This is a genomic window from Nocardia sp. NPDC052001 (assembly GCF_040680615.1).
Taxonomy (GTDB): Bacteria; Actinomycetota; Actinomycetes; order Mycobacteriales; family Mycobacteriaceae; genus Nocardia.
In genome coordinates this window covers 1485325-1498290 of record NZ_JBFAXC010000002.1, presented here as the reverse complement: position 1 = coordinate 1498290, position 12966 = coordinate 1485325, and the positions used below count along the sequence as shown (strand labels likewise).

Annotated in this window: 12 protein-coding genes and 1 pseudogene; 5 read left to right on the top strand and 8 right to left on the bottom strand. The window is 66.8% G+C overall.

The genetic code is table 11. From position 1 onward, the window contains the following. The first annotated feature begins 14 nt into the window (after positions 1–14). On the top strand, positions 15–1172 hold the full coding sequence (locus tag AB0L82_RS15275; RefSeq protein ID WP_364635803.1) for an alpha/beta hydrolase: 1158 nt from the start codon (positions 15–17) through the stop codon (positions 1170–1172). 6 nt (positions 1173–1178) lie between these two features. On the opposite strand, the gene AB0L82_RS15270 is transcribed toward AB0L82_RS15275, so the two are convergent. Next, on the bottom strand, positions 1179–2438 hold the full coding sequence (locus tag AB0L82_RS15270) for a hypothetical protein (protein ID WP_364635800.1): 1260 nt from the start codon (positions 2436–2438) through the stop codon (positions 1179–1181). Positions 2439–2516: 78 nt separating this feature from the next. After that, positions 2517–3155, bottom strand: coding sequence for an SRPBCC family protein (locus AB0L82_RS15265; RefSeq protein WP_364635797.1), 639 nt, complete (start codon positions 3153–3155; stop codon positions 2517–2519). 127 nt (positions 3156–3282) lie between these two features. On the opposite strand from AB0L82_RS15265, the gene AB0L82_RS15260 reads away from it, so the two are divergent. After that, the gene (locus AB0L82_RS15260; RefSeq protein WP_364635794.1) at positions 3283–3957 is read left to right on the top strand and encodes a TetR/AcrR family transcriptional regulator; all 675 of its coding nucleotides are present in this window, start codon (positions 3283–3285) and stop codon (positions 3955–3957) included. 26 nt (positions 3958–3983) lie between these two features. Continuing rightward, positions 3984–4790 carry a maleylpyruvate isomerase N-terminal domain-containing protein gene (locus AB0L82_RS15255; RefSeq protein WP_364635791.1) on the top strand — a complete coding sequence of 269 codons (807 nt, stop codon included), beginning with the start codon at positions 3984–3986 and terminating at the stop codon, positions 4788–4790. 6 nt (positions 4791–4796) lie between these two features. On the opposite strand, the gene AB0L82_RS15250 is transcribed toward AB0L82_RS15255, so the two are convergent. Further along, entirely contained in the window at positions 4797–5216 is a 420-nt protein-coding gene (locus tag AB0L82_RS15250; protein ID WP_364635789.1) for a nitroreductase family deazaflavin-dependent oxidoreductase, read from the bottom strand. Between the two features lie 356 nt (positions 5217–5572). Between AB0L82_RS15250 and AB0L82_RS15245 the strand changes: the two genes are divergently transcribed. Beyond that, a complete protein-coding gene (locus tag AB0L82_RS15245) occupies positions 5573–7000 on the top strand; it encodes an amino acid permease (RefSeq protein WP_364635786.1) in 1428 nt (475 codons plus the stop codon). Here AB0L82_RS15245 and AB0L82_RS15240 read toward each other — a convergent pair. From AB0L82_RS15240 to AB0L82_RS15225, 4 genes and pseudogenes are all read right to left on the bottom strand, one after another. Then, a complete protein-coding gene (locus AB0L82_RS15240; protein WP_364635783.1) occupies positions 6909–7898 on the bottom strand; it encodes an EamA family transporter in 990 nt (329 codons plus the stop codon). The genes AB0L82_RS15245 and AB0L82_RS15240 overlap by 92 nt on opposite strands. 159 nt (positions 7899–8057) lie before the next feature. Then, a complete protein-coding gene (locus AB0L82_RS15235) occupies positions 8058–8726 on the bottom strand; it encodes a hypothetical protein (protein ID WP_364635780.1) in 669 nt (222 codons plus the stop codon). Between the two features lie 56 nt (positions 8727–8782). Continuing rightward, positions 8783–9285 (bottom strand): annotated as a pseudogene (locus tag AB0L82_RS15230) (cupin); the annotation flags it as partial. 27 nt (positions 9286–9312) lie between these two features. After that, positions 9313–10611, bottom strand: coding sequence for a hypothetical protein (locus tag AB0L82_RS15225; RefSeq protein WP_364635778.1), 1299 nt, complete (start codon positions 10609–10611; stop codon positions 9313–9315). Positions 10612–10676: 65 nt separating this feature from the next. Here AB0L82_RS15225 and AB0L82_RS15220 point away from each other — a divergent pair, with 65 nt between their 5' ends. Then, positions 10677–11219, top strand: a complete 543-nt coding sequence (locus AB0L82_RS15220) for a helix-turn-helix domain-containing protein (RefSeq protein WP_364635776.1) — start codon at positions 10677–10679, stop codon at positions 11217–11219. 3 nt (positions 11220–11222) lie between these two features. On the opposite strand, the gene AB0L82_RS15215 is transcribed toward AB0L82_RS15220, so the two are convergent. Beyond that, a complete protein-coding gene (locus AB0L82_RS15215; protein ID WP_364635773.1) occupies positions 11223–12902 on the bottom strand; it encodes a 5'-nucleotidase C-terminal domain-containing protein in 1680 nt (559 codons plus the stop codon). Positions 12903–12966: the final 64 nt, after the last annotated feature.

Here is a 12966-nt window from a genome sequence, read left to right as displayed (position 1 = left end):
GAAGCAGGAGTGGTATGCGAACGCGAATTCTCTTCCCGATCGTGGCCGCCGTGATCGTGGCGGCCTGCGGTACGGCCTCCGATACCGGAAAAACGACGGCGGATACTCCCGGTGCGCTGATGGCGCAGAGCCCGCTGACCAATCTGGACCCGGCATTGTCGGCGGCCGTTTCCACTGCCACCTATATCCGGTATGAATCGACCTCTCCGGCCGGGAAGCCGATCGAGGTGTCGGGTGCGGTATTCCTGCCCAAGGGTGACACGCCCGCCGGGGGCTGGCCGGTGATCGCCCTCGGGCACGGCACCTCCGGGGTGGTCAGCTCGTGCGCGCCGACCAATTCACCGAACCTGTTCGGTTCCGCGCCCGCGGTGGCGGCGATGCTGGCGGGGCATCGGGCGGTGGTGATGACCAACTATCAGGGGCTGGACGGACCGGGGGCCGCACCATATGTGGACACCCCGTCATCCGGATACGACATCGTGAACTCGGTGCGTGCGGCGCGGGCGACCGGTGCGCCGTTGGCGGGCGAGACCGTGCTGGTCGGGATCTCGCAGGGTGGACGGGCCGCTGAATCGGCGTCGGAGACGGCGAAATCCTATGCGCCGGAACTGAATATCCGGGGAGCGGTGCTGTTGTCACCGGCGTTGGAGATCAAATTCGCGGAGGCGATCCGGGCGGGCACGCTCAATGTTCCCGATCAATATCTGATCCTGCCGTATCTGGTGGAGGCCGTGCGGTACCACTATCCGAACTACGACTACGACCGGGTGATTCACGGTGATCTGCTCGGTGCCGCACCACGTTTGGCGGCGCAGTGCACCGGCGATATGACCCCGGCCGATCTCGCGCTCGCCGCCGCGGCGACGCCCGCCGATGCCCGATTCGTTGATGACGCCGCCGCACAGGCCGTCGTTGATCTGGAAGGGCGCACCAATCTGCCGAAGGTGGCGAGCGCAGTGCCCACCTATATCGCTCGCGGCGATGCGGACAAGCTGGTGAGTACCGAATGGTCGAATGCGGCTGTCGCGAAGATGTGCGCGCTGGGGACGCCGGTGCACGATGAGGTGGTCCCGGGTGGTCACGATGCGCCGGATCAGATTTCGGAGCGGTGGCTGGGATGGATCGATGACCTCTTCGCCGGCGCGTCCTTCACCTCGACCTGTCAGCGGTGATCGGGATCAGTCGACCGGGCGCGGGTTGGGCGGCCGCAGGGTCCAGCGGATGTGCGTGGTCTTCCACCGGTGCTCGGGTTCCTGTTTGACGCCCGGATCATTGTCCGGCGGTCCGAGGGGTATCCGAAGATCGTCGATCGGCTGCGGTGCGGCCGCGGCGTTGGGGCTGGCCTGATCGGCGGTGTGTTCGTGGATGATGTCGGCGGCTTCGCCTGTGGTGCCGAGGTTTTCGCTGGGCCGGTCGTTGTAGAAGTAGTCGTGGAAATCGGCGGGGACGGTTTTGCCGAGGATGCGCAGGGTGGCGTCCCAGCCGTGATCGGGACCGTTCCAGAGGTCGATGAGCGAGGTCGCCACCCGGCCCTCGACGGCATCGCCGAGATCCCAGCCGCGGGTATTCGCGTCATTGGTGAGATCGGCGGAAAAGCCCGAACCCCAGACGAATCGGTAATCGCCGACGGCGTGCATGGCGACCGCGTCGGCGAACCCCTCGGTGAACGCGCACGACGGTGACGAGGCGAGATTGATGTAGTGCGGACTGCAATTGGTGACATCGGCCCACCTGCGGTGCTGCCACAGCCATTGCAGATTGTGGCCCGCCTCGTGCAGGGTCACATGCCTGGTGTTCGCGTCGTCCTGCGTGAGATAGACGAATCCAGCCGTGGTGAAGTAGGAACTGCCGGACTGCGCGGGCCAGACGAATGACATTGGCGTGCAGTGTGATTCGGGCAGCCAGCAGTCACCGGCGGCGGCTGGACGCTGCCACCACAGCAGGTTGACGGAGTCGAGTACCTTCCACGCCCCGGCCATCTCGTCCGGAACGGCCACCGCGCCGAGATCACGAGAACCGGTGACCGCCGGGGCCGCGACGGTGAAGGTGTACGGCGCTTCGGTATCCCCGGCCTGCGGCAGCACCTGCCACAGCCCCGAACTCTCGGCGATGAACATCAGATACAGATCCGCCCCGGCCGCATGTTCGGCGCAGGCGTGGAAATTCCCGCCCCCGTCGGTCATATCCGCGGCGAGCGGCCGGTCGAACAGCCCGGGCCGAGGTGTGTCGTACAGCGCCCAATTGGCATTGCGGGCCGGGGAAGTCACCTCGGGCAATTCCGTTCCGGCTTCGGCATCCGGCCGGGTGTAACTGAGATTCCCGCTCAGACAGGCCGGTTCGCGCTGCGCGGCCGCGATACCGGGCCAGACGATCACCGTGGTCAACGCCGTCGCCGCGACGAAGGCCGCCCGCCAGGTCCCGCCGCCGCTTCGCGTCATGAATCGCAATGAAATCGGACAATTCAGATTCGCTGCGCATCGACACGCCGATGCTGCCGAACTGCGCCCGGGCGCGTTTCAGGAGTGCGCCTCGGCGGCGGCTTTGAGGTCCTTCAGCCAGGCTTCCAGCCCCGCGCTGAGGAAGGCGGTGGAGGTGGCGACGTCGGCTTCGACCTGGGAGCCGCTCCAATTCTCCTCGGTGCGGACCAGGACGCTGTCGCCCTGCTGGATGAAATTCCAGATGTGCACGCCATTGTCGATGCGCAGGCCGTCGCCGACCGCCGGACCGCTCCAGCGAATGCAGCTCTCGGGCTGGATCTGGTGCACGGTCGAGGTGATGACCAGGGTGGTGGCCGGTGTGGTGGCGGAGGCGGGAACCGGTGTGCGCCACTGGAATTGCGAGCCGTCCCGGAGTTCGCCTTGATCGAGGCGCTTATTGCTCTCGACCGGCTGCTGCCATGCCGGCCAGTTCTCGACATCGGTCTGCAGCTTCCAGATGGTGCTCAGGGGTGCCTTGATCAGGGCTTCGGTGCGGTACTTGATCTGGGCCTGCTCATCGATTCCCGCACCGCCGCAGCTCAATCCGGCCGGGGCTGCGGCGGAAGTGGCAGGGCTCGAGGTGCTGCTCGCGGCCTTGTCATCGGTGCCGCATGCGGTGACGGTCGCCAGGACGACGGCGGCCGCCAGGGGGATCAGGGTCAGGTTCCGGTGAGACATGGTCGTGCTCCCTCGTCGTTGTCTACTGCTACTTGATTTATTTAGAGGCTATAAGTGAACGCATTGAGTGTCAATCGGGAATCTGAGCTCAGGTAAATATGCTGATAGGCTCTAACCGGATCCCGGCATGGCGGGATCCGCGACGAAAGGGCTGATCGTGGCACCGAACCGGACGGGTTCCCGCGAGCGCTATCGGGCGCAGGTGCGCGAGGAGATCAAGGAGCACGCCCGCGAGCAGATCGCGACCGCGGGCGTCTCGGCGCTATCGCTGAACGCGATCGCCAAGCGCGTGGGTATGAGCGGACCGGCGCTGTACTGGTATTTCGCCAGCCGCGACGACCTCATCACCGAACTCATCCGCGACGCCTACCGCAGTCTCGCCGACATCCTGCGCGCCGAATTCGATTCCGGCGCGGACATTTCCGCGATCGCGCACGCGACCCGGGCCTGGGCGCTCGCGGATCCGCAGCGCTACTTCCTGATCTACGGAACGCCGGTGCCCGGCTATCACGCGCCCGATGACACCACCGCCATCTCCTCGGAGATCATGGCGGTGCTGATCGAGGCATTCGCCGCGCAACCGTCCGTCGTCGCGGCCACCCCGTTCGACGCCCACCTCGAGAACCATCGCGAGTGGGCGGCCGGACATGAGGTTCCGGTCGCGACCCTGCATCGCGCGGTGTCGTTCTGGACCCGCATGCACGGGGTGCTGTCCCTGGAATTGGCCGGTCATTTCGCCGGGATGGGCTTCGATCCGGCCCTGCTCTTCGAAGCGGAACTGAACACCCTGCTGGCTCACTGACAGTTGAGCGTGGCAGTGTTGACGGCGTGGTTACTTCGCGATTGAGCCGGGCCGATGCGCTGGCGGCGCTGCGTACCGAGCGGTCCGCGGTGCTCGAGTTCTATCGTGCGCTCGACGCCGGGGAGTGGGCCGCGCCCAGCGCGGCCGCCGGGTGGAACGTGCGAGATGTGCTGGTGCACATGACGGGTGCGGTGCGCGCGGCGATCACCCCGGCGGCGCTGCGTGCCATGACCACGGGGCAGATCGAGCGCGTCAACGATCGGGTGGTCGCCGAAAACGCCTCCGGCACACCGGAACAGGCGTTCGCCGACTTCGAGATCTGGAGCGCGCGCGGCATCACCGGTCTGACGGCGGCGACCATACCGGGTGTGGCCGGACTCCCGCTGCGCGTCGGTGAACTCGGCTGGTTTCCGCTACGGCTGTTCCCGGCGCTCTACGTCTTCGACTGGCACACCCATCTGCGGCATGACATCGCACCGGCACTGGAACATCCCGCGCCCGAGACCGACGCGCGCCGCATGTCCGCCATTCTCGATTGGCTGCTCGCGCTCCTGGAACAATCGCATCGCGCACCGCTGCGATGGCTGGATGCGCCTGTCGCGCTGACTCTTTCGGGTCCGGGCGGCGGAACCTGGCGGATCGAGCCCGCGCCCCGGAACCGGCTGCGGGTCGCCCCCGGTGACGAGACCGGGACCGCCGCGCGCATTCGCGCCGTCGCGCTGGAGTTCCCGCTGTGGAGCACTACGCGCCGCCCGTGGACCGACTGCGAGGTGAGCGTCGACGGTGATGCCGCGCTGGGCGCTCGATTCCTCGATTCGATCAATCTGGTGTGATCGGCGTCAGCCGACGGGGGAGAGCACTCCGTGCAGGGTCGGCGGCAATTGCGGGGAGTCCGCGGGGGTGATGCGCGGTTCGGTCATCCGGTAGCGCCTGCCCCGGTGGATGACATCGGCCGAGCCCGCGGCCTGAATATTGCGCACCCAGTCCGAATTCGCCCCGTAGTTCAGCGTTATCGCGAGCGCACCGTTTTCGATGAGCGCAACAACCGGCGTGCGATAGGTCTTACCGGAGCTGCGCCCGGTGTGCTCGACGATCGCGTAATTGGGCAGGTGCGGGGCCCACAGCCGCTGCACCGGATTCGTCACGTACTTGTTGAAGCGGGCGATCCTGCGCATGGTGTTCGGCCCCAGGAAGGCCGATATCCGCATGGCGACCGTGACCAGCGCGTTCCCGAACTTGCTCGGCATATGTTCCCCCATCCAAAGCACCTGTGCCCGAATGACTCTGCTCGGGCGGGCCGGGGGTGTCAACCGCCCAACGCGAAGCTGGCGGCCGTACTCGCCTGATGTACCACCAGATTTGGGAATCGTCCCGCCCGCCTCCCGCATCGCTGGTGGTTTGATGCAGCCGGAGCGAGGCCGACCATATCCGCAGCGCTGTACATCGGCCCTGAATCGCGGCTGCTATCGACCGGTGATGCGGCGCGGGTAGTTACCGGGCGATAACAGCGGCCGGATATCCGGACAAATGCCCGGGGTCCGTGATCGGATGGGTTGATCTCGGACGAGTCGGGCCTGCGCCGCGAAGTCGGCGCGGCGGGACGGAAGGACGCGGTATGTCCATTGCGGAATTGCGTAGTCAGATCGTGCGGCGCAAACCGATCGGTGAGGTCGAGGGCGAGACGGCCGATGATCAGCAGTTGGCGCGACATCTGGGTTTGTGGCAGCTGACCGCCATCGGGGTGGGCGGGATCATCGGGGCCGGAATCTTCTCCCTCGCCGGCTCGGTGGCGAATAAGACGGCCGGACCCGCGGTGCTCATCTCATTCCTCATCGCCGGTGTGGCCAGTGCCTGTGCGGCGCTGTGCTACGCCGAATTCGCGGGCATGGTGCCCAAGGCGGGATCGGCGTACACCTACGGCTACGTGGCGCTGGGGGAGTTGGGCGGCTGGTTCATCGGCTGGGATCTGCTGCTGGAGTACACGGCCGTGGCGGCGGTGGTCGCCATCGGCGTCTCCGGATATTTCAACTTCCTGCTCGATCAGATCGGGATAACGCTGCCGGATTGGATGCTGGGCGCGTCGGGCACCGGTGACGGGCATGTGATCGATGTGTTCGCGGTGCTGTTCTGCCTGGGCACGGCGTACATGCTGACGCGCGGGATCAAGAGCGTCGGGCGCTTCGAGACCTTCTTCGTCGGCGTCAAGGTCGCGGTGGTGCTGTTGATCATCGGCCTGGGCGTATTCCATATCGACAGTTCGAATTACACGCCGTACTTCCCGTACGGGCATGCCGCGGTGTGGACGGGCGCGGCCACGGTGTTCTTCGCGGTCTTCGGCTATGACGCCATGAGCACCGCCGCCGAGGAGTCGCACGAGGCGAAAAAGCATCTGCCCAAGGCGATCCTGTATTCCTTGGCCATCGCCATGGTGCTGTACGTGCTGGCGACCCTGGTGCTGACCGGTATGCAGAAGTACACCGAGATCAACCCCACCAGCGGATTCTCCAGCGCCTTCAAATCCGTTGGGCTGCCGGGCATCGCGAATATCATCGCGGTCGGCGCGATCGTCGGCATCGCGACGGTGGTGCTCGCGTTCATGCTGGCCGTCACCCGCGTCTGGTACGCCATGAGCCGTGACGGCCTGCTGCCCGGCTGGTTCGCCAAAACCCATCCCACCCGCAAGGTGCCGACCCGGGTCACCTGGATCGTGGGTGTCGGGTCGGCGATCCTGGCGGGTGTGCTGCCGATCAATACCGTTGCGGAACTGACGAATATCGGCATTCTGATGGCCTTCATCGTGGTGAGCGTCGCGGTGATCGTGCTGCGCTACGCCCGCCCCGAGGAGCCGCGCGAATTCCGGCTGCCGCTCATGCCGGTGGTCCCGGTGGTCGGCATCGGCTTCTCGATCTATCTGATCTGGTCGCTGCCGTGGGAGACCTGGCTGCGCTTCGCTATCTGGCTGGTCGTCGGCCTGATCGTGTATTTCGCCTATTCGCGAAAGCATTCCAAACTGGAGCGGCCCGGACCGGTGACGGCAGCGTGAGCGCCGCCAAACCCACTGCCAGCACGGCCATTCCGCACCAGGACGGCAGCGGCAGCCGCTCACCCACCACGGTGACGCCCAGCACCGCGGCCACCGCCGGTTCGGCCAGGGTCAGCGTGGTCGCGGTCTCGACCCCGGTGTGCCGCAGGCCGTAGCCGAACAGTCGATAGGCCAGGAAACAGGTGAACACCGCGAGGTGCAGCGTGACGAGCGCACCGCGCGGTGTTGCCAGCCAATCGATTCCGGCGTGCAGGACCACAGGTGCGACCAGCACCGCGGCCAGGCCGAACATGGTCCCCATGACCGCGTTCGAAGGATGCCCGCGCGCAATGAGTTTCGCGCCCGCCAGCGAGTAGACGGTGTAGGTGAACCCGGCACAGGCCGCCAGCGCGATGCCGATCGGATCGATCGGCGCACCCGCACCGGTCAGTTCCGGCCCCAGCACCAGTACGGCACAACCGATTACGGCGAGCACGGTGGCGATGAGCCAGCGGCCCGACGGTCTGCCCCGGCCGATGATCCAGGCCGTCAGTCCGGCGAATACCGGTGCGCTCCCCAGCGCGGTCACCGTCGCCACCGCCACCCCGGTGCGAGCGACGGCGGGATAGAAGGTGATCGGATAGACCGCGACGGCGATCGCGCCGACGCCGAGTAGTCCCCATTCGAACCTGTTGTGCGGTAACCGATTACCTCGCGAGGTGAGCCACAGCAGCAGCCCGCCGAACAGCAGTCCCGCCGCTCCGACCGCGCCCGCGGGCACTCCGGCGGGCGCGAAGGACGCGGCGGTTCCGGTGCTACCCCACAGCACCGCCGCGAGCAGGATGGCCGCGGTTCCGGAACCGCTGGATCGCCGTATCGGCCGCGAGGCGGACAGGCGGGTGGACAAATCTTCTGACATGGTCGTGTACTCCGTCATCGAATGCGGTGAGCAAGGATTCGAAAACGGGCGCACGACAATCCGGGCTGCCCGTTGGGGTCAGCCGGAGCGTGCGGCGAAAGTCAGCCGGTGCGCCCGCTCAGCGCGACGGCGGCGGAGTGACGCGATGCCAGTAGGTGCTCACCCGCCGATGGTATCCCCGATCCCGGGGGCCGGGTCGAGCGGTTCGGGCCGATGCAGCACGCGGGTGGCGTAGGCGGCCAAGCCGACACAGGCGAGTGCGGCCAGAATCAGCAGTTGCAATGTGAGCGGCACCTTGTAGTTGAAGCGCGTCCAGGCGGTGATCTCGCTGCCCGGCGCGCTGGGCGCGTGCGCCTGACCGTAGGTGGCCTGGGCGACGGCCCGCAGTTCGTTGGTGCTGACATCGGGGCCGCAGCCGTGTGCCTGCCAGTCCGCACCCATGGCGTGCGGTGTCGCGGCGAGCAGAATGCTCGGGCGGCCGATGGTGAATCCGGCGGCGCAGTCATTGCCGGAACTGGTGGCCACGGTGGTGGTCGAACCCACCTCACCGTGGAAGACCTCGGTCACCTGGAATTCGTACAGATCCGAATCGCGGCCGTGCAGCACGCTGGTCGGGGTGCCGATGAATACCCCGGGCGCGGCGGTGACGGCCGCGTTGGGATCGACGATCGCGCAGGAACAGGCGGTCTGCGGCGCTCCCTGTAGGAAATATCCGACCACCGCGAGCAGCGCGAGCACCAGACCCGCGAACGCGGCCCGGCGCATGAGTCGCCAAAGGCGCTGAGAACGAACATATTTCGGATCCGGCGGACCGTGGCTTGTGCTCACGCCGCAGACGGTAGCAGCGTGCGCGGTCCGGCGCGCCGGGTGTCGTACGGGCGATCCTAGGGTGCGAGCGGATTGTTCCTGGTGACGATGAGCGGATCTTCCGGGGTGAACGGGAAGTCGGGAAGGTCGGCCAGTGCCACCCCGAAGGTGGCGGCCAGCACCTTGCGCGAATAGGCGCTCATCGAGGCGCGGTATCCGATATCCCCGGGTGTGGGCTGGTCTAAGAAGATGAGCAGCTGGATATCGGGCGATTCCATGACCTCGATGTGATGCGGGTAGGCGCGCGGCACGAAGTACACCTCGCCCGGACCGGAATCTCCGGATCGCCCTCGCGGGCCACCAGCAGTTTCGCCGTGGTGTCCCGCCGAATCCGGGCGAAGTCCGAGGCGGGCAGGTCATAGGTATTGCCCAGTACCGAATCGGTCATGGCACCCAGGGCGGCGCTGAAGCCGAAATCCTCGGGCCGTTCATGCCGGAAGGCGACGATGAATTCCGCCTCGGTCTCACCGATGTTCTCCACGTGGTGCAGCGCCCCGGATTCGATATGGAACATCTCGCCCGGCCCGTGGCTTCGGCGGGCTGTCGTTCAGCGCCCGAGTTTCCGGGCCAGCCGGGCCAGTGGGCCCGGGCGGCGGCCCCCGTTGAGCCAGTCGGCGATATCGGCGACGACGGCGGCGTCGAGGTGGTTGGGAACCTGATAGCCCGCAGGGGTGGAGGGGCCGGTACCGGGAAAGAACAGGTGATCGTCGGCGTCATAGATCTTGATTTGTGCGTCGGCGTGTTCGGCCAGGCCGGACCGCCAGCCGCCCAGATCATCCTCGACCGTGACCTGATAATCGCGCCCGCCCTGTACGACCAGCACCGGTTTACCCAGTGCCGCAGCGGTTTCGACGGGGTCGTAGTCACGCAGATCGAGCCAGTACGCGGCGGGCCACCCGAACAACAGCTCCGAGGTCGCCGTCGCGGGGGACAGCAGCGGACTCTCGACCGCCGCGGCCTGGCGGCCGATCGACTCGACAGTGGCGGTGGTGTGCGGCCCGGGATCCAGTGCCGCAAGATAATTCGCCACCCGGACGGCGGCGCGCGGCAGCGGAACCGTATCTCCCGCCATGATCACCACCCCGGCGATGGACGGCTCTGCCGCCCCGACCCGGGGTGCGGCCTTCCCGCCACCGCTGTGCCCCACCACGAACACCCGCTCCGAATCCACCCTCGAATGCTGTTGCAGCGCATGCACCGCCGCGATGGTCGTGGGCAGATACTCCGCCACCATGCTGAACTCCGGTTCGCCCGCCACGTCCCCGTGCACGTAGTTCACCTTGTCGAACCGCAGCACCGCGATCCCGCGACTGGCCAACCCCCACGCCAGATCCTTGAACGGCTTATTCGGCCCAACCGTCTGATCGCGGTCGGTCGGCCCCGAAGCCAGTAGCACAGCCCCTGGAAACGGTCCTTTCCCGCGCGGCAGCGTCAGCGTCCCCGGTACGGCCGTTACCCCGTCGCCCACCGTAATCTCGTGCTCGGCAAAGCGTTTGGGCGTCGCATAGTCGGGCGGTGTCCAGCTGCCCGCCGGTGGCGCGAGCCGAAATCCGTGCAGTTGCCCCGCACCGTCGACCGAGACGATCAGCGTTAGCCCGCCCCGTTCACACTCGACGGGCACGCTCACCCGAACCAGTTCGGCGTCAATGGATTCGGTGCCGGGTGCCCCGATCTCGCGTACCGCTCCGATCCTGGCGATCTCGGTATTCCAGCCCACCCGAACCGTTTCACCCGAGACGACCGCTCGTAGTCGCGGTGCGAAGAGTTCTTCGATCGCGGTGAAGTGTTCCGCCCGTGCGAGTTCGGCCACCGTGGTGGCGATCGCCGCCGGATCTGTCCCTGCCATTGTTCCCGCCCTAACAACCATTCTCATATTTTGAGAACAATAGCAGGATGTGAGATCGTTGCGAAGTGGAATCCTTCGAGCTGCTGGCCCATCCGGTGCGGTTGCGCATGGTGCACGCCATGCGCGGGGGCCGCGTCCTGACCACCGCCGAACTGTGCGCCCGACTGCCCGATGTCTCGAAGGCGACCGCCTACCGGCATGTCGAACTGCTGGCGAACGCGGGGGTGCTGGAGGTCGCCGAGGAGCGGCGGGTGCGCGGCGCGGTCGAACGCCGCTATCGGCTGCGGCCGGAGCGGGCGGTCATCGACCAGACTGCCGAGCTGACGATCGAGGATCAGCGCGGTATCTTCGCCACCGCCATGGCGGTGCTCATGGCCGAGTTCAACACCTACCTCGATCGTGAGAACGCGGACCCGGCAACCGATCTCGTCGGTTTCCGGCAGCATGCGCTATGGCTCGACCCCGCCGAACTGCTCGAGCTGATCGATGAGCTGCGGCGCGTCATCGCGCCCCGGCTGGGCTATGCACCCACACCCGAGCGCGGCCAATATCTGCTCAGCCCAATTCTTTTCCCGATAGAGGAACGGTCCGAGCCCGATCCGGAATGACCGTCAGCGGCGTTCGATGCGAGAGGGCGCGGGGGTCACCGCACCGTGTGCGCGCAGGTAGGACTCGAAGGCGTCGAGGTCGATGGGGCCCACCTGGAGGTCGGTGGCGCGGGTGAAGGTGGTGAAGCCGTCGCCGCCGGAGGCTAGGAAGTTGTTGGTCGAGATGCGGTAGGAGGCAACGGGGTTGAGTGGTTGCCCGGCGATCCGGACCGAGTCGGCGACGACCCGGTGTCCTTTGGGGGCGGCGTCGGAGTAGGCGTAGGTCGCGCCCGCGATCGACAGCACCGCGGGCTTGCTGACGTTATCCCACTGCTGTTCGAGCAGTTCGATGATCTGCTGACCGGTCAGGCTGACGGTGACGACCTGATTGCCGAAGGGCTGGACCGTGTAGGCGCGTTCGTAGGTGATCGGACCGGAGGGCAGGCCCGCGCGCACGCCGCCCGGATTCATCACGGCGGCAACGGCTCCGGCGGGGGCCGCGGCCTCGAGCATGGTGTCGGCCAGCAGATCACCGAGGGGGGAGTCACCCGCCGGGGCCGGATCGGCGGCCAATGCGGCCGTGGCGGTGCCGATCACGCGTTCGGCGAGTGGTTTGGCCTGTGCCGCGAAGAAATCGACCAGCTGCGTCGCGGCCGGATCCGGCGTGATATCACGGGTGACAACACGATTGACGGCCTTGGCGTCGACCGTGCCGTCGTGGAACCGCAGCGTGACATCGGTGATCAGGCGGCCGTAGGAGTATGCCTGGGTGACCACCTTGCCGTTGATGGTGCAGTTGTACGGCTGATGCGTGTGCGCGGTGAGCATGACCTTGACCGCGGCATCGGTGCGGGTGGCCAGATCGGTGACCGCCGGGGTGATATCGGCGCACCCGTTGTAGTCCAGGGGCGCGCCCTTGGTGCGCTGCGCGCCGCCGTCGTGCAGCAGCGCCACGACGGTCTCCGCGCCCGTGGCCTTCATCTCCGGCACGTATTTGTTGATGGCATCGGCCTCATTGCCGAAGGTGTAGCCGCGAATGCCTTCGGGCAGAACGATATTCGCGGTATCGGCGGTAACGGTGCCGACCACGCCGATCTTGTGCCCGCCCAACTCCAGCATGGTCCAGGGCCGCAATCCGTTCGGCAGCTTGCCATTCGCGTCGGTGACATTGGCGGCCAGATAGGCGAACTTGGCCCCGGTGAACGCATCGCCGGGTACACAGCCGTCCAGGGCACAACCGCCCTGTTGCAGCCGCGCCAATTCGACGACACCGTGGTCGAATTCGTGATTGCCGACCGAGGAAGCGGACACCCCGATCGCATTCATGAAGTCGATGGTCGGCTCATCGTGGAAGAGCGCGGAGATGAGCGGGCTGGCCCCGACATCGTCACCGGCGGCGAGGATGGCACTGGCCGGATACGCCGCCTTCAATTTCGCCAGATGCGCCGCCAGATAGGCCGCGCCACCTGCCTGCACGCTGCCGACCTGCCCGTTGCCGCCCGTCGGCGGTTGCAGATTGCCGTGCAGGTCGTTGAACCCGAACAGATGCACTTCTCCGGGCTGTGCGGCGGGCAGTTCCGCGGTCGAAACCACCTGCGCCACACCGGAGCCGGTGGGCGCGGGGCTATCGCCGCCGCTGCCGCATCCGGCCACCAGCAGCACGCTGAACAGGACCCCGCAGAGTCCACGGGTGCGTCGAGTCATGGCCCCGACTGTGTCAGACGCGGTTGGCACCCGCACTACGGCCGGGTGAATTCGCCGGTGAACC